General features: G+C 62.5%; 23 protein-coding genes and 1 pseudogene. 15 read left to right on the top strand and 9 right to left on the bottom strand.

Going from position 1 to position 19462, the window contains the following annotated elements:
- The first annotated feature begins 127 nt into the window (after window positions 1-127).
- Window positions 128-769, top strand: a complete 642-nt coding sequence (locus BMW87_RS19200) for a GntR family transcriptional regulator (protein ID WP_093052379.1) — start codon at window positions 128-130, stop codon at window positions 767-769.
- 6 nt (window positions 770-775) lie between these two features.
- Here the strand turns inward: BMW87_RS19200 and BMW87_RS19195 are convergent, their stop codons facing one another.
- A complete protein-coding gene (locus BMW87_RS19195) occupies window positions 776-1390 on the bottom strand; it encodes a TetR/AcrR family transcriptional regulator (protein ID WP_093052382.1) in 615 nt (204 codons plus the stop codon).
- 157 nt (window positions 1391-1547) lie between these two features.
- On the opposite strand from BMW87_RS19195, the gene BMW87_RS19190 reads away from it, so the two are divergent.
- From BMW87_RS19190 to BMW87_RS19175, 5 genes are all read left to right on the top strand, one after another.
- Window positions 1548-2210, top strand: coding sequence for a DUF3313 domain-containing protein (locus tag BMW87_RS19190; protein WP_093078049.1), 663 nt, complete (start codon window positions 1548-1550; stop codon window positions 2208-2210).
- 132 nt (window positions 2211-2342) lie between these two features.
- Complete coding sequence (locus BMW87_RS19185) at window positions 2343-2804, top strand: hypothetical protein (protein WP_093052388.1); 462 nt, start codon at window positions 2343-2345, stop codon at window positions 2802-2804.
- On the top strand, window positions 2801-3709 hold the full coding sequence (locus tag BMW87_RS19180; protein ID WP_093078047.1) for a DUF2145 domain-containing protein: 909 nt from the start codon (window positions 2801-2803) through the stop codon (window positions 3707-3709). The genes BMW87_RS19185 and BMW87_RS19180 overlap by 4 nt, the downstream gene beginning before the upstream one ends.
- Window positions 3710-3734: 25 nt before the next feature.
- Window positions 3735-3893 carry a hypothetical protein gene (locus tag BMW87_RS35120; protein WP_177192810.1) on the top strand — a complete coding sequence of 53 codons (159 nt, stop codon included), beginning with the start codon at window positions 3735-3737 and terminating at the stop codon, window positions 3891-3893.
- Entirely contained in the window at window positions 3890-4564 is a 675-nt protein-coding gene (locus tag BMW87_RS19175) for a response regulator transcription factor (RefSeq protein WP_093078045.1), read from the top strand. The genes BMW87_RS35120 and BMW87_RS19175 overlap by 4 nt, the downstream gene beginning before the upstream one ends.
- A 19-nt stretch (window positions 4565-4583) precedes the next feature.
- Here BMW87_RS19175 and BMW87_RS19170 read toward each other — a convergent pair whose 3' ends face one another.
- Both BMW87_RS19170 and dusA read right to left on the bottom strand, forming a co-directional pair.
- A complete protein-coding gene (locus BMW87_RS19170; protein ID WP_093078044.1) occupies window positions 4584-5363 on the bottom strand; it encodes an IclR family transcriptional regulator in 780 nt (259 codons plus the stop codon).
- A 166-nt stretch (window positions 5364-5529) separates the two neighbouring features.
- Complete coding sequence (gene dusA, locus BMW87_RS19165; RefSeq protein WP_093078042.1) at window positions 5530-6531, bottom strand: tRNA dihydrouridine(20/20a) synthase DusA; 1002 nt, start codon at window positions 6529-6531, stop codon at window positions 5530-5532.
- A gap of 95 nt (window positions 6532-6626) precedes the next feature.
- On the opposite strand from dusA, the gene BMW87_RS19160 reads away from it, so the two are divergent.
- From BMW87_RS19160 to BMW87_RS35355, 3 genes are read left to right on the top strand one after another with little or no spacing between them, the layout of a single operon-like run.
- Complete coding sequence (locus tag BMW87_RS19160; protein ID WP_093078041.1) at window positions 6627-7844, top strand: site-specific integrase; 1218 nt, start codon at window positions 6627-6629, stop codon at window positions 7842-7844.
- Between the two features lie 59 nt (window positions 7845-7903).
- Entirely contained in the window at window positions 7904-8626 is a 723-nt protein-coding gene (locus BMW87_RS19155; RefSeq protein ID WP_256216833.1) for a hypothetical protein, read from the top strand.
- The gene (locus BMW87_RS35355) at window positions 8619-8801 is read left to right on the top strand and encodes a hypothetical protein (protein WP_143062597.1); all 183 of its coding nucleotides are present in this window, start codon (window positions 8619-8621) and stop codon (window positions 8799-8801) included. The genes BMW87_RS19155 and BMW87_RS35355 overlap by 8 nt, the downstream gene beginning before the upstream one ends.
- Before the next feature lie 143 nt (window positions 8802-8944).
- Here BMW87_RS35355 and BMW87_RS19150 read toward each other — a convergent pair.
- The 3 genes and pseudogenes from BMW87_RS19150 to BMW87_RS19140 all read right to left on the bottom strand — a co-directional run.
- Window positions 8945-9133: pseudogene (locus BMW87_RS19150) on the bottom strand (helix-turn-helix domain-containing protein); the annotation flags it as partial.
- Between the two features lie 6 nt (window positions 9134-9139).
- A protein-coding gene (locus BMW87_RS19145; protein ID WP_093078038.1) for an IS5 family transposase occupies window positions 9140-9945 on the bottom strand; the annotation gives its coding sequence in 2 pieces (ribosomal slippage) (window positions 9140-9621 and window positions 9621-9945; 807 coding nt in all).
- 45 nt (window positions 9946-9990) lie between these two features.
- Window positions 9991-10281: a DUF1330 domain-containing protein gene (locus tag BMW87_RS19140; RefSeq protein WP_093078037.1), complete on the bottom strand. Its 291-nt coding sequence runs from the start codon at window positions 10279-10281 to the stop codon at window positions 9991-9993.
- 66 nt (window positions 10282-10347) lie between these two features.
- On the opposite strand from BMW87_RS19140, the gene BMW87_RS19135 reads away from it, so the two are divergent.
- A complete protein-coding gene (locus BMW87_RS19135; protein WP_093078035.1) occupies window positions 10348-10815 on the top strand; it encodes a MarR family transcriptional regulator in 468 nt (155 codons plus the stop codon).
- 103 nt (window positions 10816-10918) lie between these two features.
- Here the strand turns inward: BMW87_RS19135 and BMW87_RS19130 are convergent, their stop codons facing one another.
- Window positions 10919-11200: a hypothetical protein gene (locus tag BMW87_RS19130; protein WP_143062596.1), complete on the bottom strand. Its 282-nt coding sequence runs from the start codon at window positions 11198-11200 to the stop codon at window positions 10919-10921.
- A 490-nt stretch (window positions 11201-11690) separates the two neighbouring features.
- Between BMW87_RS19130 and BMW87_RS19125 the strand changes: the two genes are divergently transcribed.
- The gene (locus BMW87_RS19125; protein WP_093078033.1) at window positions 11691-12968 is read left to right on the top strand and encodes a hypothetical protein; all 1278 of its coding nucleotides are present in this window, start codon (window positions 11691-11693) and stop codon (window positions 12966-12968) included.
- A 77-nt stretch (window positions 12969-13045) separates the two neighbouring features.
- Here BMW87_RS19125 and BMW87_RS19120 read toward each other — a convergent pair whose 3' ends face one another.
- Window positions 13046-14284 carry a RidA family protein gene (locus BMW87_RS19120; protein ID WP_093078031.1) on the bottom strand — a complete coding sequence of 413 codons (1239 nt, stop codon included), beginning with the start codon at window positions 14282-14284 and terminating at the stop codon, window positions 13046-13048.
- The gene (locus BMW87_RS19115) at window positions 14285-15610 is read right to left on the bottom strand and encodes an amidase (RefSeq protein ID WP_093078030.1); all 1326 of its coding nucleotides are present in this window, start codon (window positions 15608-15610) and stop codon (window positions 14285-14287) included. It lies immediately after the preceding gene.
- A gap of 106 nt (window positions 15611-15716) precedes the next feature.
- Between BMW87_RS19115 and BMW87_RS19110 the strand changes: the two genes are divergently transcribed.
- The 4 genes from BMW87_RS19110 (at window position 15717) to BMW87_RS19095 (ending at window position 19422) form a co-directional block, all read left to right on the top strand.
- A complete protein-coding gene (locus BMW87_RS19110) occupies window positions 15717-16616 on the top strand; it encodes a LysR family transcriptional regulator (RefSeq protein ID WP_093078028.1) in 900 nt (299 codons plus the stop codon).
- Between the two features lie 125 nt (window positions 16617-16741).
- The gene (locus tag BMW87_RS19105; RefSeq protein WP_093078027.1) at window positions 16742-17467 is read left to right on the top strand and encodes a cyclase family protein; all 726 of its coding nucleotides are present in this window, start codon (window positions 16742-16744) and stop codon (window positions 17465-17467) included.
- Window positions 17464-18450 carry a molybdopterin-dependent oxidoreductase gene (locus BMW87_RS19100; RefSeq protein ID WP_093078025.1) on the top strand — a complete coding sequence of 329 codons (987 nt, stop codon included), beginning with the start codon at window positions 17464-17466 and terminating at the stop codon, window positions 18448-18450. The genes BMW87_RS19105 and BMW87_RS19100 overlap by 4 nt, the downstream gene beginning before the upstream one ends.
- 36 nt (window positions 18451-18486) lie before the next feature.
- Window positions 18487-19422 carry an amino acid ABC transporter substrate-binding protein gene (locus BMW87_RS19095; RefSeq protein ID WP_093078024.1) on the top strand — a complete coding sequence of 312 codons (936 nt, stop codon included), beginning with the start codon at window positions 18487-18489 and terminating at the stop codon, window positions 19420-19422.
- The last annotated feature ends 40 nt before the right edge of the window (window positions 19423-19462 follow it).

Raw genomic sequence — 19462 nt, 5'->3', positions numbered from 1 at the left:
AAGGGGCCGTTCGCAGTGTCTTGCAGGGTATTCGCAAATTCGCCTGCACGGATTTGCAAGCCGGCCGCGAGTCTAACCGATCCATAATTATTAATTCAAACACCGTTTTTGAAGTACAGTCCGGCCCATGTCCGCCGTCACCCTCACCCCCCGCGCCCTCTATGAAGAGGTGGCCGAGCTGCTGCGCCAGCGGATCTTTCGCCGCGAGCTGGAGCCTGGCAGCTGGATCGACGAACTCAAGCTGGCCGAGGAATACGGCATCAGCCGCACGCCGCTGCGCGAGGCGCTGAAGGTGCTGGCGGCCGAAGGCCTGGTGACGATGAAGGTGCGGCGCGGCGCGTACGTGACCGAGGTGTCGGAGCAGGACCTGACCGACGTGTACCACCTGCTCTCGCTGCTGGAGAGCGACGCCGCCGGCGTGGTGGCCGAGCGCGCCACCGACGCGCAGCGCGCCGAGCTGAAGGCGCTGCACGCCGAGCTGGAAGCAGCAGCCTCGCCCGAGAACCGGGAGCACTTCTTCGCCCTGAACGAGCGCTTTCACATGCGGTTGCTGGCCATCGCCAACAACAAGTGGCGCGACCAGATGGTGGCCGACCTGCGCAAGGTGATGAAGCTCAACCGGCACAACTCGCTGCTGAAAGCCGGCCGGATCGCCGAGTCGCTGGCGGAGCACCGCTCGGTGATGGCGGCCATCGAGGCGCGGGACGCGGAGGCCGCCATGGCCCGCATGCGCGAGCACTTCCAGAACGGGCTCGAAGCCGCGAACTAGCGCCTGTCAGCGCGGCGCGGCGCCGGCGAGAAACATGTCGACGGCGCGCTGAACCAGCGCGTGAATCTGCTCTACCGACACGGGCTCGGGGTCGACCTGGAAGAGCCGCGCCTGGGTCTCCGCCGTGATCAACGTGGTGAACTGCAGCGCGGTCACGTGTGGGTCCCGGCGCCGTAGTTCGCCACGCTTCATCGCCGCATCCATGAACCCCGCGAGGGTTCGGATGTATTCGGCAGGCCCCGACTCCTGGAACTGCTGCCCCACGTCGGAGCGCCCGGCTTCGGCAAGAACCATCCGGTAGACCGCCAGCGCGTCCGCGTCGTTGGTCAACACGAACAGCATCCGCTCGCCGAACCGCATCAACTGCGCCTCGAGCGTGGCGGTCTCGTTCGCCTCCTGTAACTCGGCCGCGGCCTCAGCCAGATGCGAAACGGCCACGGTTTGCACGACCGCCCTGAAGAGCTCCTCTTTCGAGGCGAAGTATCCGTACAGGGTGGCCTTCGACCCACCCAGGCGCTTTGCGAGCTCGTTCATCGACGTGCGCTCGTAACCCAGCTCCTTGAACAGCGCCACCGCCGCTTCAAGGATGACGTTGCGCCGCGCTTCTGTCCTGACCTTCATCGCATTTCCCTCAAAAGAATACCCAACTGTACAGTTTTCTTGACATCGCCAAAATCCACCTCAATAATGAACCGTACCGTACAGTTTTAAATCTGGACACGGTCGTTGCCTTCTTCATTCACTTGTCCATTCACTTCTTCCCAATTCAAGGAACGCGATGCGTGCTCTTTCCGATGCTCCCAAGGCCATCACCCTGGCGGTCTGCCTGATCCTGACGGCGTGTGCCAGCACACAGCCGGTGCCGTATGCCGGCATCGCCTCCGCGTCCCAGCTGCGACCCAGCCAGCATGACGACTCCGGCCGCATTCCATTCGAATACAAGGCAAACATCGACTGGCGGCGGTATTCGGATTTCATCCTCGATCCGGTCGCCATCTACCGCGGCAGCGACGGCCAGTTCGAAGACGTGTCGGAAGACGACAAGGCATTCCTGGCGCGCTACATGCAGAACCAGTTCACCGACAAGCTGAATGCGCGCTTCCGGAACGCTCCTGGCAGAAACGCCAACGCTGTACGGATCAAGCTGACGCTCACCGGCGCCAAGACGAACACCGCCGTTCTCAGCACCTTCTCGCGCGTCGACCTGCTGGGCGGCCCGTACAACGCCGTGCAGGCCATCCGCGGCAAGGAAGGCGCGATGACGGGCTCGGTGAGCTTTGCCGTCGAAATCTACGACGCCTCGACCAACGAACTGCTCGGCGCCTACGTCACCAAGCAGTACCCGAATGCATGGAATCTCAAGGCCGGCATCGGGGCCCGGAGCGCTTCCATCGCAGGCATTGAAAACGGCGCCGACCAGCTGGTCGCGTACCTGCAATGACGACGGCGCTCTGGAGACGGCTGCGCAGGGCCTGCATCAAGTTGCAGTGCGCCTTCGCACGGGCCCGCCGGTCCAGGCTCGGCATCTTCCACGCGAAATGACTTCCTCCCTCACACACAGCCGGAGCATTCCATGACCTTCCTTCATTTCTTCCGCCTCGCGGGTATCACAGCCGTACTCGCCACGGCCTTCAATGCACAGGCCGACAGCTTCACGTCGTCCGTGGCTTCCAGTGCCGGCTCGGCATCGAGCGGTAGCGTGTCCGCGTCGCTGCGCGGTTCGAGCAAGAGTTCGTTCGACGGCGACAAGGTGGCCGAAGGCGACTACCGCATCACCGAAGTCGCGCAAGCCACCGGTCGCGAGGGCTTCACGCGCGTCGCGATGCAGAGCGACAGCGACGCCCAGCAGCGCATCGTGCTCGAACTGCCGCAAGCCACTTTCGCGAAGGAGCGCCTGGGCCTCGGCGACCTCGTGCACGCGCAACAGCGCACCTACGGCACCGCCTTCGCACGTGGCGACACGCGCGAGGCGTTCTACCTCGTGCTTGCCGACGATTGGTACGGGGGGCTTGCCGCGCGCCCCGTGAGCCTTTGACCGTCGCCCGCCGTCTGTTGCTGCTGGGGCTCTCGGCCTTCCTCGCCTTGGCGGGTGGCGTTGCGCACGCGGCGTCGTCGCAATTCTGCGATCGCGCGAAACCGCTCACCGCAAGCCAGCAGGATCGCCTGCTGCGCTTCACCGCCGTGGTGCAAGAAGCGCTTTCGAACACAGGCAGCGATGCCGTGCTGATCAGCCGCTCCGGACTCGATCTCTCGCGCTTTCACATCCGCTACTCCCACGCCGCCATCGCCTGGAAAGCCGCGGACGGCACATGGTCCGCGCGGCAGCTGTACTACGCCTGCGACGAAGGACACCCGCGCCTCTACGACCAGGGCCTGGCCGGCTTCGTCATGGGCATCGACGACTCCGCGCTGGGCTACGTCTCCATCGTTGCCCTGCCCTCCGAAGCGGCACAGGCGCTGCGCGGCGCGGCGCTCGACACGCCGCGCGCCCTGCATCTGCTGGCTGCGCGCTACAGCGCCAATGCCTATCCGTTCAGCCTGCGCTACCAGAACTGCAACCAGTGGGTCATGGAACTGTTAGCCGTGGCCTGGGGCGAGTTGCCCGACGGAGACGACCTGCGCGAGCGCGCCCAGCAATGGCTGCGCGAGGCGCCCTACAAGCCCGAGCCAGTCGATGTCGGCTCGCATGCGCTCGTCTTCGCGTCGAGCTTCGTGCCGCTGCTGCACCTGGACGACCACCCGCAGGACGACATCTATGCGCTGAAGCTGCGCGTCAGCCTGCCCTCGACCGTGGAAGCCTTCGTGCGCGAACAGCGCCCCGCAAGCGAGCGCACCGAGCTGTGCCACGACAGCAGGCAGGTCGTGGTTCACCGCGGCTGGGAACCCGTCTCCGACGGCTGCCAGCCCACCGGCGGCGATCGCGTCGTCCTTCTCGACTGAAACACTCAAGGGCAAACGACAGGAAATGAAGTACCTCTCCAGCTTTGCAGTTGCCCACGCCGCGGTGCTCGCGATGGTGGTCGGCGTCTTTCTGATGGACGGTTGCGCGCACAGGCAACCCGATATGTCCCCGAATGCTCCAGCCGCGCTGGCTTCGACACCGGCAAAGGGTTCCAACCCATGAATGTCCTGCTTCTCAGATCCGGAAACGGAACGCGCGACGAACTTGGCGGCGTGCTCGGACGATGTGGCCTGGCTGTCGACGTGATCGACTCCCGCGATGCCGACGCGTGGCTCTTCACAGGTAAGCCGTACGCACTGATTCTTCTCGATGCCGCGCAACCGGCCGCCGCGCACGTGGCGATACGCTCCATTCGCCGCAGCAGCAGTGCCCCGCTGCTGGTGCTGACGCAACGAGACCAGGTGGCCGACCGTCTCGAAGGACTGGCGCAGGGCGCGACCGAGTACCTGGTCAAGCCTTGTGCACCGGCCGATCTGGTGGCGCGAGCCTGGGCGCTGGCGTCAGGCGGTCATGGTCCGGAGGCGGCCGTCCTGCGGCTGGCGGACCTGGCCATCGATCGCGCGAGCGGCAAGGCGTTTCGTCAAGGCGTCGATCTCGGCCTCAGTGCCACGCTGTTCGAGCTTCTGGACGCGCTGATGGCACGCAGAGGCCAGGTGCTGTCGCGCGCCGAGCTGATCAAGGCCGCGTGGGGATCAAGCACCGGCGAGCGGGACAACATGGTCACGGTCGGCATCCTCAGGCTTCGCCAGAAACTGGACGATCCGTTCGACCTGAAGCTGCTCCACACCGTGCGCGGCGAGGGCTACGTGCTGGCGCTACGCAACGACCACTAGGACCGGACGGCCCTCAGTTCTAGGTCGACGTACCGGTTTCCCCGACGAGACGCTGCGCCGTCTCCAGCAGCAGCGGCGCGATGCGCACAACCATCGTGTCCTTGGGCAGAAGATAGGCGGGGCCGCCGCAGCTCACGGAGTAGCGCTCGCCGCGCGGGCCCTCCAGGGCGAAGCCGATGGCGTGGATGTGCGGATTCCATTCGCCAAAAGAGCCGCAGTAGCCCAGCCGGTCGTACTCGTCGAGGCTGGCCATCAGGCCAGCCTCGATGGCGCTCCAGCTTTCCCCGCTTTCGGTCCGGATCTGCTCCAGCAGTTCGGCTTTTTCCGGCGCGGGCAGCGCCGCCAGGTAGGCGCGCCCGGCGGCCGAGGTGGCGATGGCCATGCGCGTGCCCACCTCGATGCGCGAGCTGATGACCACGGAACGCGGCCGCAGCGAATCGATGACGAGCATGTCGAGCTCGTCGCGCACGCCCATGTGCACGCTCACGCCGGCCGACTCCGACAACGCCGCAAGGTGCGGCCGCGCCACCGTGCGCAGGTCGAAATGGCGCAGGTAGCGACTGCTCATGTCCAGCAGCGCCGGGCCGAGGCTGAAGCGCTCGCTGTCCTGCGACTGTCGCAAATACCCCGCACTCACCAGCGTGGCGGTGAGCCGCGACACCGTGGCCTTGGGGATGCCCGTGGTGTCTGCCAGTTCGCGATTGCCTATCGGTGCCGATGCCATGCCGATGACCCGGAGAAGGGCCAATCCCCTGGCGAGCGCACTTACTTCTTCTTTGCCGCCAATCGCGTCATTCATGTATCCAAACCTTTTTATGTCCCTGATGCTCCTCATTTTTCAGCAAAAAACGGTTGACGCGCCACTTATCGTGAAGTAGCGTTTTTTGGAACAACGTTTCAACTGAAAATTTGCGGGCCGTGACAGGCCCGCTTCCCGGGGAGAAAGCGCGTGATGCGCTTCGGGTTCAGGCGGCTTGCGCGACAGGTTCGCGCGCCATCGCCATCACCTCGTGCGCAGGCAGCGTCTTGAGCCGGTGATCGCTCCAGACCTGGCGCCAGCGGCGCGCGCCCGGCAGGCCGTTGCGCAGGCCCAGCATGTGTCGCGCGATCGACCACCACTGCGTGCCGTGCTCGGCCGCCTCGCGGGCCATGTAGTCGCACATCAGCGACTCGACCTCTTCGCGCGTCAGCGGCTGTGCTTCGGCGCCGAAGAACTCGGCGTCCCATTCGGCCAGCCACCAAGGGTTGTGATACGCCTCGCGCCCGACCATCACGCCGTCGAGCAGACGCAGGTGTTCATGCACCTGCGCGTTGACCGAGATGCCGCCGTTGATGGAAAAGCACAACGCCGGAAACTCGTGCTTCAGCCGGTGCACCAGTTCGTAGCGCAGCGGCGGAATCTCGCGGTTCTGCTTCGGGCTCAGGCCCTGCAGCCACGCATTGCGCGCATGCACGATGAAAGTCCGGCAGCCGGCCTCGCTCACCTGGCCGACGAAGTCGCGCACGAATTCGTAGCTCTCGATCTTGTCGATGCCGATGCGATGCTTGACCGTGACGGGCACGCTCACCACGTCGACCATCGCTTTCACGCAGTCGGCCACCAGTTGCGGCTCGTTCATCAGGCAGGCACCGAACGCGCCGCGCTGCACGCGCTCGCTCGGGCAGCCGCAATTGAGGTTGATCTCGTCGTAGCCCCACTCTTCGCCGAGCTTCGCGCAATGCGCAAGGTCAGCCGGCTCGCTGCCGCCGAGCTGCAGCGCCACCGGATGCTCTTCAGCGCTGAAGCGAAGGTGACGGGGCACGTCGCCATGCACCAGCGCGCCGGTCGTCACCATCTCGGTGTAGAGCAGCGCGTGGCGCGACAGCAGGCGATGGAAGTACCGGCAATGGCGGTCCGTCCAGTCCATCATAGGAGCGACGGAAACTATTTTCTCTTTTAAATTCAACGACTTAGCGATATCATTCATACACTTAGAACCCCTCGTGTGCACGCTCGTGTGCACTCCAAAACGCCCGAATACGCCCCATTTCGCCCTGTCAGTGCACACATAGCGCACACGAAATGCCCACCTTCAAGCAGCTTCCATCCGGCAACTGGCGCGCGCAAGTCCGCCGCAAGGGTGTCTACGCGAGCGAAACCTTTCGACGGCACAAGGACGCGCAGGAATGGGCTCTCGCGACCGAGCGCCGCATCGATCTGGGCGAGCCCGCCAGCCGTTCGAAGACCAAGGATCCGACCACCTTCGGCGATCTGATCGATCTGCACGTCACCGACATGAAGGAGGTGCTGCGGGCGCCCCGGCGCTCCAAGGCCTTCACCCTCGACGCGCTCAAGACGAAGCTGGGCAAGCTGAAGCTGAAGGACCTCACGCGCGAGCGGCTCATCCAGTTCGGCAAGGACCGCGCCAAGGAAGGCGCCGGCCCCGTCACCATCAGCATGGACATCGGCTACATCAAGCTGGTAGTTTCTCACGCGGCGGCCGTCCACGGGGTTCGTGTTCCAGTAGAGCCCATCGATCTGGCCCGCATCGCGCTCAAGCGCCTGGGCCTGGTCGGCAAAGGGCGGGAACGGGGCCGCCGCCCTACCCTCGACGAACTGCAAGCGCTTGCCGACTACTTCGCCAGCAATTCACGGCAGATCATCCCCCTGGGCCGAATCATGCGGTTCGCGGTCGCCACCGCGATGCGCCAGGACGAGATCTGCCGCATCCGATGGGAGGACATCGATGCCAAGGCCCGTACCGTGATCGTGCGTGACCGGAAAGATCCGCGGGACAAGAATGGCAATGACCAGAAAGTGCCGCTGCTCGATGTCACGGGATTCGATGCCTGGGCCATTCTCGAGGAGCAGAAACCGTTCTCCGGGAACAGCAGCCTGGTCTTTCCGTATAACGGCCGCTCCGTCGGTACCGCCTTCCGTCGGGCGTGCAAGGAATTGAAGATCAAGGACCTCAAGTTCCATGATCTACGGCACGAAGCAGCCAGTCGCCTCTTCGAGGCGGGGTTCACCATCGAGCAGGCTGCGCTTGTGACTGGGCACAAGGACTGGAAGATGCTCAAGCGATACACCCATCTGAGGCCAGAACACCTGCGCGGCGTCAGGCCAAAGCACATTCCGCCGTCACTCGATTTACCGACCGGCCCCACGCCTGCAGACATCGCTTTGGGTGCGTGGAACAACCCGGAGCGCCGTGCCTCACAGCCCAACTCGGCCCATTCCTCGCAAGTTGCAAAGCCACATCATGAACATGAAGCCCTCGGCCTGAGCGCTTCAATCTAGTTTGACTTCGGACCGTGCCACTTCAACAGACGCCCTTCTATCGATCACACCTCGCCGACTTGCACCACGTCCTGCTTGCCCATGAAATCACGCAGACTTACCTGACTGGCACGCGCGTCAGGTTTGATGGCGTTGAGCTGGGTCCAACAAACAGTTTTGACTTCTCGTTCGGCACGTTGTCGACCCTGGAATTTGTCCATCTGTTCTCCGTTTTCGACGGCAGCCGCGTGCACGGACAGGCCGAGAGACGGCCGGGGCGCGACGATGCGCCGCCAGGCATGTACTTCACGGTGATCAACGCCAAGGTCATTCAAGCGGGCCACAAGAACAGATCGGGGATCTTCAGTGAAGAGACTGGCACCGCAGGTCTCTTCATCGAGGGCATACACATCGACCACTTTTTCCTGGACAAGCACCAGACGCCCCACGGTCTGGGCGCCATAGCTTTCACCTTGGCTGCCATCACCGCCCATTTGGCCGGCCTGGACGAAATCTCGCTGATCGCCGCGGGCGGCAAAGGGTTCCAGGAGCGCCACGTCGGGTTCAAGGTTTGGCCGAAGCTTGGTTTTGACGCTGCGCTCTTGCCAGAGGAGCGGCGCAGCGCGCCGCATTTACAGGGCTGTCATACCGTCCAGGATATTCTGGACGTCGATCCAGCATGGTGGGAGGCAGAAGGATCACAGCGCCTGATGACCTTCGATCTGCGACCTGGCAGCAGGTCTTGGCGCAAACTGCTAACCTATACAGGTGAGAAATTCTCTGTCGGAGGTCCCCATGACTAGCCCCACAGCCATCAGGAAGCCTGCAAAGGCAGCCAAGGCCGCGCCCGGCCGCGTTTTCAATGTCTCAAGCAAGGGCATCCCGCGCGTGACTGCTCCAGTCAAGGCGAAAATCCAGGCGGCTGCGAGATCAACAAGCAAGCACCGTAAATTTCCTGAACTGATCACGGACTCCTGATCCGCAATCGGGTGTTCGCGCTACGCCTGACTCACTACCATCGAGCGCCCAGTTGCCGAGAGCCTGCTATCGAGCAGATAGCAGGCTTTTTTAGTGGGCGTTCGTAGCCAGATTTTTGCTAGGTATGGATCGATGCGCAGACGCTAGAGGCGCTCGAGCCTCTCGGTGATTTCGCCAGCCTTCAGTTCCCGCACAGAGGCAAGATTCTCGAGTTGCGCCGCACGCGGCCGAGCTTTGCCCTGTTCCCAGTGATAAATCGTCTGCCCAGAAACGCCCACCAGCTTTCCGTAAACGGCCGCGGAGAGACCAAGCTTACTGCGGTGCGCGGCTAAGAGCGGCTAACAAAACTGCGGTAATACACGGATGCAGATGACGCAGCACGCGAGGCTCAGAAGAGCCAGATGAGTCTCGATGGCGCGCTCAAAGCGTACGCGCAGCTTGCCGAAGGCCGCGAGCCACGAATGTGTGCGCTCCACCACCCAGCGGTGACGCCTGAGGCGATCATTGCGCTCAATGCCTCTGCGAGCGATGCGATCTTGGATGCCCCGACGCTTGATGTGGTCTCGACAACGTACGAAGTCGTAACCCTTGTCGGCGTGTAGTTTGTCGGGCCAGCGTCGCGGCCTGCCGCGCTTGCCTCCCACGCTCGGCATGGCATCAATCAGCTCTTCGAACACCACCGAATCGTGTCGGTTGGCTCCGGTGACGCAGAACATCAGGGGAATACCCTGGCGATCCGTAACGAGGTGGCGCTTGCTGCCGAGTTTGCCGCGATCTGTGGGGTTAGGGCCTGTGTGTAGGCCCCCCGGGGGCTGGGCACGCTGGCCCCATCCACGCTGGCGCGGCTGAAGTCGAGCCGGCCGACGCCACGCAGTTCCGCAAGCAACAGCAGGTGCAGGCGGTGCCACACACCTGTGGCCTGCCAATCACGCAACCGACGCCAGCACGTCATGCCACTGCCAAAGCCCAACTCCTGTGGCAAGTCCTCCCAAGGGATACCTGTGCGCAGTACGAACACTATGCCGCTGAGCACGCGCTCGTTGTCGAGCCGAGGCCGCCCACCTCGCGCCGACGGCGTTGCCATCGGCAGCAGCGGTTGTATTCGCGCCCATAGCGCCGCACTCACTTCCTTCTTCCTCTTCATCCAGCTTCAACTCTCGTTCAGGTGTGGGGGTTGTAGAAGCCGGGGCTAGCCGGCGTCGACGACAAACATCCGCGCCTGCTGCGCTTCCTTACGCTCGGCCTTGATCGGGGCATAGCGCTCCGAGGCGTAGAAATCCAACGCCGCCGCCAGGGTGGGGAATTCGAAGACGCCCGCCAGAGGCAGCGGTGCGTCGTCGCCTTCCAGCACCCGAGCGACGGGGCCGAAGTGGAGGATACGGCCGCCGGCTTCGTCCAGCGCGGCTTGGAAACGAGGCGCGAGTGCGGCTTGCTTGGCCGAATCGATGACGCGCAGGTTGATATGGACAAAGGCTGGCATGGACACCTCTAAATAATGTATATGCATTATTATCGATGCTGACCATTGTTTGTCCAGGATGGAACCATGAGCGAACTCGACCTGTCGTTGCTGAAGCGTGTCGCGGTGGAGTGTCCGGGCTTTCAAGCCCGCGCCACGGCGCGCGCGCTCACGCGTTTCTATAACGCTTGTTTCAAGCCGCTTGAGCTGACGGCCGAGCAATTCAGTCTGCTGGTCGGCATTGGCGCTGCGCATGGGGCGAGCGTTGTTGATCTGGCGGCGAGCGCTGGTGTTGATGCCACGACGCTGAGCCGCGGTGTGCAAGTCCTGCAGCGGCGAGGGTTGATCCAGGCCGAGGGCGGCAGAGGTCGCGCGGGCAAACGGTTGAGTCTGACGCTGTCGGGGCTTTCGCTGATGACTGAGGCCTTGCCGGTGTGGGAGCGCGCTAAAGCGAGCCTGTCGCGCCGGTTGAGCAAAGCTACGCTGCGGGCGACGCGGCAGGCCATGATGGACCTCGCTGACGCGGCGGCTGAGGCCCGTCCCGTGTTGCCCTAGCGGGGCCTCGTTGCCCGTGGACAGCGGAGGCGAAGCATTCTTCATCGCCTCGCCGTGATGCTGCACGTGTTCGCCGACGTTCTAGGCGAGATAGTAGGTTTTGTTAGCCGCTCCCTAAGCGACCAGCGCTGAACCGCCGTGCTGTCGAGGGCGTGACCTGTTCATCCGCTTCATTGCGTGAAGAGCGCGGCGCGGAGCCTTTGACCGCCCGGTGCAATTCCTTCTCCAAAGCGCTCACCTGTCGACGCAACGCTGCGATTGCAGCTCGATAGCTGACCGATGCCTTCTTGAGCGTTTCAATTTCTGCGCGGACTTCTTTTCGGGCGACGCGCGAGATTTCAGCTTTGAGGATGTTTGTGATGTTTGGCATAGCTGAATTGTGCATGTCTCAAATGCATCGCTTGGTCCAAACAATCACTGGAGATAGTCAATGTGCCACGTTGTTGGAAGCCAGGGCTAGCGCCTTGCCGAAGTGTCCCTTGCACGAAGAACACTGGGTCATGCACGACACCGAGAACTGCTGGCGCCGCGGCATCACGTCGGCCGCGCAACTACGAGGTCAGCCGTGCTCCCGTTCGCAGGGTTCGCGGCTCCTCAACGGCGCTGGGGACTAGTCGCGTCAGCTGGTGCTGCGCACCCGCGACTTCAACCGCAAGAACCTGGCGAGATTGTTATGCACTCCCCTGGTTAATGCCACATCGCGTCCCGCAGCGACGCGAGAGAGAGCTATCGCCGGTCGAGCTTGGATGATTACCCAGCCCGACTGCGCGTTGACCTATACCACCGCTGTATAGCTCTGCCAGAAATCGCCATTGGCGCTCTCGGAAGTCGGCTTCTAGACTCACTAGGACAGACACTCCCATTTCCCTTCGCACATGACCACCATCTTCAATCCGCCTTCCTGCAGACGTGTCGGGCGCGATGATCGGCACTACTTCTTCGGGTACTACAACAAGTCCAACTGGGACCACACCAACCGGCTGGTGCTCGCGCTTCAAGTGCCGTGGGCCGACCGCGAACTCACGCCCGACCTGGTGGCCGGTGTTGGTTATTTCGACACGCAAGGCGGGGATCGTTTCGTGCGCGTCGCCGAAACAGGCGCTTGGAACTGGCAGATGGGCGCGCAACTCCAGTGGCTCGACAACGCTCCGGGGCAGAGAATCATCTACAACGTGCGCACCGCCGCAACGGGATTGCGCTACCCCGGTTTTGGCAGCGAAATCTGCGACATCGAGACCGGTGAAAAACGCAGCCTACCCATGCCTGTGTATGTCACCGCACCCAACAGCAAGTGGGCCTTGTGCATCAACTACCGGCGCCTTTGGGTCACGCACCAGACCATCGGCTATAGCGCGGCGCATGACACCCCTATAGGGGACGACCTGGCGAAGCATCCGGCTGATGACGGCATCTACCGCATGGATTTGGCCACCGGTGCCGCCGAGCTCGTCGTGAGCTATCAGGCACTTCGTGACTTTCAGTCGCGCCAGTCAATGGAGAAAGCACTGCATTGGGTAAGCCATATCGAGATCAATCCGGCGTCGAGCCGCATCCTGTTCTTGCATCGCTGGACTGAACGCGTGGCCGATGAAACCTGCTTCCTACACCGGCTCATCACCATGAATCCGGACGGCTCCGACATGCGGCTGCTCGAGTGCTCCGACCATCCGCTGCCCCAACTGGCAGATGATTTCGATCCGAGCGCCGTCGGCACCTTCGACTACGAAAAATCGGAGTACCAGATCTCGCATCCGCTTTGGCAAGACAACACGCACATCGTCGTATGGGGGCCGCACCTGGGCGAAATTCACTATCACCTGTACACCGACGCGCCCGGCGGCGACGTGCAGGTGATCGGCAAGGATGTGCTGACCGAGAACGGTCACATGAGCTTTTCGCCGGTGAGCACGCGATGGCTGCTGAGCGACACTTACCCGGACGCCCGCACCCACCAGCGCGCCTTGTTTATCTACGATATGCAGACCGGCCAGCGGATCGATATCGGGCATTTCTACACCAGCCCGGATCTGAGCAAGGAGAATCGCTGCGACCTGCATCCGCGCTGGAGCCGTGACGGCCGTCAGGTGTGCATCGACTCCATACACGATGGCGAACGCCGGATATACATCCTCGATCCCGGACTACCCCGCTGAAGCAAGCACAAGACGGTGTTTCCACCGTCCTTCTGAGACAAGACCTCCGGCGCAACTTGGGCCGGAGGTCTTGTCTCTTATGCCGTCAAGGCAATTACCTCGATTGCGATTTTTGCGCCCTGCACGGGCAGTGGTGAAGCCTTGACGACCGAGCGCGCCGGCGCCGTTTGGAAGTGCGCACGCCACACGTCATCGAAGATGGCAAAGTCATTCAGGTCCGTCAGGAAGACCTGCGCCTTGGCAACGTGTGCGAGGTCGCTGCCGACCTTGCGCAGCGCTGCGTCCAGACGGGCCAGTACCCATTCGGTCTGCAGCTGGATGGACGATGCATAGTGCGGGTATGCGGCATGCACCACGCACTCCGGTGGCAGCTCACCGGTGTCGAAACCCGGGAAGATGCCGGCGGAAAATACCAACTCGCCGCAGCCGATGGCCTCAGGGCCTCGCGAGCCAGTTTCCGACGGCAGTCGCAGTGCATCGCCGGTGTACGCGGTGAGGTCGATCTCAATAATCGTCCCCGTCACAAGCAGTGAACCGATCCCCGTCACCGCGAGCGCGGGTTTGCGCGGGAAGGTCTCGCGCCAGGCACCGAGGAATTCGTCTTCGTTGCTGGTGTCGAGCAAAAGCGCCTGGCCCTTGATGACGTCCGTGGGCTTGGCGCCGGCGGCAGCCAGCGAACGCGTCATGTTCTGCAGGGTATAGACAGTCTGTTTGGCGAGGTCGACCTGCCCATCCGGTCCTGCAGCCTCGGGCGGCACACCCGCCACGGCATTGTGTGCCAGTTGACCCGAGGTGAATACAAAGTCGCCCGCTCGCATCGCTTCGACTTTCTTGGTCAGCGGACGGGGTGCATCGGAAACTGCGGGCCGAATCGGAATGTCGGCATCGGATGCAACGGCAATCAGCGCAATCTCCAGTCGCGCGCCGGGAATCAGCAGCCCAGCAGCCCCGACGGTGGTGCGTGTCGGCGGATTGGGAAAGTAGCGCTTCCACACCCGGTCGAAACCGGGAAAGTCCGTGCTGTCGAGCAGGAATACATGGGCCTTGATCACACGGTCGAGCGAGCTGCCGGCTTGCTGCAGCGTTTGCGAGAGCGTGCGCAAGATGTAGTCGGTCTGGCGTTCGGCCGCCGAATCGAAATATGGGAACTGGGCATCGATGGTGGCTTCAGGTGCGATCGCATGAATCCAGTCGGTGGCCAGCACGGCCGAGGTAAAAATGAAAGCGCCGGCCCGCACGGCTTCGGTTTGCCAGATGGGGGCCGGAGATTCATGGCTGCGGGTGTGCGCGAAGTTGCGGCTTTGAGGAAAGTTCATTCAAGGTTCCTGGAGTTGATGGAGAGAAGCAATTTGTTCGATCCAGTGCGCAGCTTCAAGCAGCTGCCGGTCACCATGCCGCGCACCGACGAGTTGGATGGACAGGGGCAGGCCAAGCGGCCCCCAGGCTACGGGCAGCGAAATACAAGGCAGTCCGATCAGCGACCAACTCAGATTGAAGGTCGCGTCGCCAGTCGACTCGAGTCCGTAGGGCGCCTCGCCTGGAGTGGCGAGCGTCAGCAGCACATCGTGATCGGCCATCAGCGCCTCGACACTGAGGGCCAGGTCGAGTCCGCAAGCCTTTGCAAGCAGGTAGCTTTCATCGTCCACATGCCGGCCGCCCTCGATCTCCGACAACAACGTCGGGCCGAGTTCCTCGGCTTGAGCGCTGCATCGCTCAGGCAGCAGCGATCGGCCCATTTCGTAGCGGGAGATGGTGCGATGCCAGCCGAGGGACTGCTCAAATCCAACCGGGCACCCGAAGCTGCGAACCGTCGCACCGGCGCGGCTGCATCGAGCGGCCACCTGGTCCAGCACCGCCGCAGCGGCAGGGTCCGCCCGGTTCGCAAACGGACCAGGGAAAAAGCCGATGCGGGGTGCGAGGCCAGCACATGACAGCGGTGCCGATTCCTTCCGTCCTCGCAGCACGTCGAAAAACAAGGCGACATCAGCCACACAGGTTGCAAAGGCGCCCACCGTATCGAGCGACCACGAATAGCCTTTGGTGCCCGCGGGCGAGAGCGAACCGAAGGTCGGTTTGAAACCGACCGCGCCGCAGAACGCCGCCGGACGGATGATCGACCCCCCTGTCTGCGTGCCAGTGGCCAGCAGAATCTGGCCGTCAGCAACAGCAGCCGCCGAACCGGCTGAAGACCCTCCGGGTGTGTGCAGCTTGTTGTGCGGATTTGTCGTCGCACAGGGGCGCGTCGCACCGAACTCCACGGTAGCCGTCTTGCCAAGAATCACTGCGCCCGCCGCGCGCGCCAGGGCCACGCACGCGGCGTCCATGAACGGACGATGGCCCGCATAGGCCGGCGATCCATACGCCGTTGGTAGCGCCTGGGTGTCCGACAAATCCTTGATGCCGATAGGAAGACCGTGCAACAGCCCGCGAGTCGGCTGCCGATCTCGTTGGCGCGCTTCCTCCATGGCCTCCTCCACACCGAGGCAGGCCCAGGCATGGAGCTCCTCTTCTCGAGCCATTGCTCTTTCAAGGCTTGCTCGCACGACCTGCTCGGAAGTCCACTGGCCGGACCTGATGCCGCGCACACAGTCAATGGCAGTGGAGGCAACGGCCCCAGAGGACGGAGAAGAGGCGGTGAACATGTGAGGAAGTCTAGAAATCTCGGCCTATATCCACAAATGATTTGTCGCCACACCTCTATTCGCATTTCACATACATTCGACGCATCGCCATCCCACCGGAGTTGTCATGGGCCGCCCTTTGAATTCCCGCCAGATCGAAGCCTTTCGCGCCGTCATGCTCAGCGGCACCACCACGGCCGCCGCGCAAATCTTGCACACCACACAGCCGGCGATCAGCCGCACCCTGGCTCAATTGCAGTCGGCCAGTGGGATTCGGTTGTTCGAGATCCAGCGCGGGCGGCTGCTGCCGACACCAGAAGCAAAGGAACTGTTCGACGCAGTGCAGCGGCACTTCCTCGGCCTTGAAAAGGTCGAACAGACCATTGCGTCGCTGAAGCACTCCGGCGTGGGGCTGCTGCGCATTGCGTGCACGCCGGTCCTGGGCTTGGCCGTGCTGCCTTCGGTGGTCTACGGTTTCAAACTCGACTACCCGAGCGTGCACGTCACACTGCACACCATCGGAACGCATCTCATGCGCGACGGCTTGCTCAGCGGCATGTACGACATCGCGCTGTCAACCAGTGACATCCGCACGACCGGCCTGGAGCCCGTGCTGATGCACCAGGATCGATCGGTCTGCGTCATGCACAAGAAGCACCCGCTGGCAGGCAAGTCGAACGTGCATGTGCGCGATCTAGCGCACTACCCTCTGCTCGCCCACCACGCGGACGACGCGCAACATCAGATGCTGCAGCAGCTCATGACAAAGCATGGCGTCGTGCCGCCATCGATCATCGAGACCAACTACTCAGCGACGATATGCACGCTCGCGGCAGAAAGCGCCGGCATTGGCTTGGTGAGCACCTATGCGGCTTCGGTATTCGCGAACCTCGTCCGTGCCGCGCCCTTCACGCCGGCCATCGCAGTGCAGACACACATGGCCTACGCGCCCAACGTGGCGCCGTCGAAGCTCACCACCGATTTCGTGGAGCGTCTGAAGGCTCACTTCAAGGCAATGAAAGGCTGAAGCACGCGCGGCGATTCCGCACCGCTGCTCGCGTATACCAACTTCACATGGAAGTGATGCAATAGATCATTTGTGGACATTCATCCTCACTCCTACACTTTCCTCAAGGAACAGGAGTCCACGAAATGATTGTCGATCTCTCTCATGTGTTTCACGACCAGATGCCCGGCGTGCGCTTCAAGAATGATGCCGGCGAGCCGGTGGAACTCACGGCTCGCATGCGCCCGTTCATGACCCACGCTCAGTCATGCGCGCATTACGAGGGCAAGGCATCCTTCGAGATCACCGATGTGGCTTTTCAGACCTCGGTGGGAACCAAGATGGATGCACCACGCCACCGCTTCGAGGGTGCGGCCGATATTGCCTCTATCGAGCTCGACCGCCTCGTTCTCGAAGGCGTCATGATCGATGCGCGCCATGCAGCTCCGGAACAGGCACTGGGCCTGGCAGACCTGCGGATCCCGGACGACATCGCAGGCAAAGCGGTTTTGTTCAATTTCGGATGGGACCGCCACTGGGGAAGCGATGCATACCGTGCGCACCCTTTCGTGTCGCGGGACGTGCTGACACGCCTGTGCGACGCAGGCATTGCACTGTTCGGCGTCGACTGCTCGAACGCCGATTCGACCAAGGACATGGAGCGCCCGGCCCACACATGGTTTCTTGAGAAGGACATCCTGATCGTGGAGAACCTGACTCAGCTTGAAAAGCTGCATGGCGCGTCTTTCGACTTCTTCTCGATTCCGCTGAAGGCGCGCGACGCGGCGGCCTTCCCTGTTCGCGCATTTGCTCAGCTACGTGGACAGCCGTCAGGCGACAACGCCGCGAGCGCCGGCGCGATGTTGTCATGAGCGCGTATTGGTCCACCGGCGTCGACCTGCCGAACCTGCAACAACCTGCCCTCGCGCGCTTGACCGACTTTGTCACCCCGCTGGAGCATGTCTTCTTTCTGCGCCACATGGCCATGCCCGAGATCGATAGGGCAAGCTGGCGACTTGCTATTGGCGGGTTGGTGGAGCATGAGTTGTTGCTCTCTCTGGCCGACCTCGAAGCCATGCCGCAGACCGAGATCTGTGCGGTTCATGAATGCGCGGGGCATCCGTTGCACCCCACGGTGCCGGTGCGCCGTGTGGCGAACGTTGTCTGGCGCGGCGTGCGTTTGTCCGAGGTGCTGAAACGGGCGCGCGTGGCGCCTGACGCGCGGTTCGTCTGGTCCTACGGCGCCGACAAGGGTGACTACCACGGCGTCGATATTCCTGCCTATGTCAAGGACATGCCGGTTTCGGAGCTGCATGGCGAGGCGATGCTCGCGACGCACATGAACTCGGAGCCGCTCAGCGGCAAGCATGGAGGGCCGGTGCGCCTCGTCGTGCCCGGCTTCTACGGAACGAACTCAACCAAATGGTTGGTACGACTCGCGCTGAGCGACACGAGATCTCCGGGTTACTTCACGACAGTCATGTACAACGACCGCGTCGTCAAAGACGGCCTGGAGCAGCTTTCTCCCGTCTGGAGGGTGGCACCTCACGCGGTGATGGTCCAGCCAGCTGAGCAGGCACGTCTGACCCCCGGCAAACAGAAGATCGTCGGTTGGGCGTGGGGCGCCGATGCGATCACGCGGGTCGAAGTCAGCACCGACGCGGGTGCAAGCTGGGCAGCCGCACAGCTTGATGCGCGCGAAGACCACGCATGGCAGCGGTTCGAGTTCGAGTGGACACCGCCATCTTTGGGTACTTACCAACTGCGTTGCCGTGCATTCGACAGTACCGGCGTCGGTCAGCCCGAGCATGGTGTGCGCAATGCGGTTTTCTCCATCTCCATCACCGTCGAGTAGCCGACATTCAACGCGTTCCACCCTCTAGGATTCAGAATGAAGAAACAACTATTGGCCGCCGCGCTCGCCGCGATGACAGCGGGCTGCGTGTTTGCGCAGACAGGCGACACAGTCGCAAAAATCAAAGCTTCCGGCACCGTTACGCTGGGCGTGCGCGACTCTTCGGGCGCCCTTTCGTACATGATTGGCGACGGAAAATACGCAGGCTTTCACGTGGACGTTTGCCACCGCGTTATCTCGAACCTGGAGCGCACAATTGGCAAGAAAATTGATGTTCGTTACCAGCCAGTGACCTCGCAAAACCGCATCCCGCTCGTACTTAACGGCACGGTAGACCTTGAGTGCGGCGCAACCACCAACAACCTCACTCGCCAAAAGGATGTCGCCTTTGCGCTCACTACTTACGTCGAAGAAGTACGCGTTGCAGTAAAGATCAACTCCGGCATTGACTCGCTCACGCAATTAGCGGGCAAGGTGATCGTCACTACGACAGGCACGACATCCGTTCAACTGCTGCGAAAGCACAACCGCACCGCAGAAATCAAGTTCAAGGACGTGTTGTCGGGCAAAGACATGGCGGATAGCTTCCTGCTCCTGGAGTCGGGCCGTGCGGACGCCTTCGTTATGGACCGCCAGGTGCTGGCCGGCAATATTGCAACCTCGAGAAACCCCGCCGACTACCGGATCGTCGGCGAGCCGATCAGCGTCGAGCCGATCGCGATCATGCTACGAAAGGACGATCCAGCATTCAAGATGATGGTCGACAACACCATTCGCGAATTGATCAAGACCGGAGAGTTGGCAAAGATGTATGACCGCTGGTTCATACAGCCCATTCCACCCAAAAACATCAGCTTGAACGTCGCAGCTAGTGCGGCGACACGGGCCGCATGGGCCGATCCCAACGACAAGCCGCTGGAATCATATGTGTGCAGCCCGCCTTCGTGCGTGGCCCCGGCGCCGGGCCAGTAACCCCGGCTTCCGAGCTTATGCAATGAGACGGCACGATTGA

Source organism: Variovorax sp. OV084 (assembly GCF_900111625.1).
In the GTDB taxonomy this organism is placed as follows: domain Bacteria; phylum Pseudomonadota; class Gammaproteobacteria; order Burkholderiales; family Burkholderiaceae_C; genus Variovorax.
This window is presented reverse-complemented; position numbering and strand designations above follow the sequence as displayed.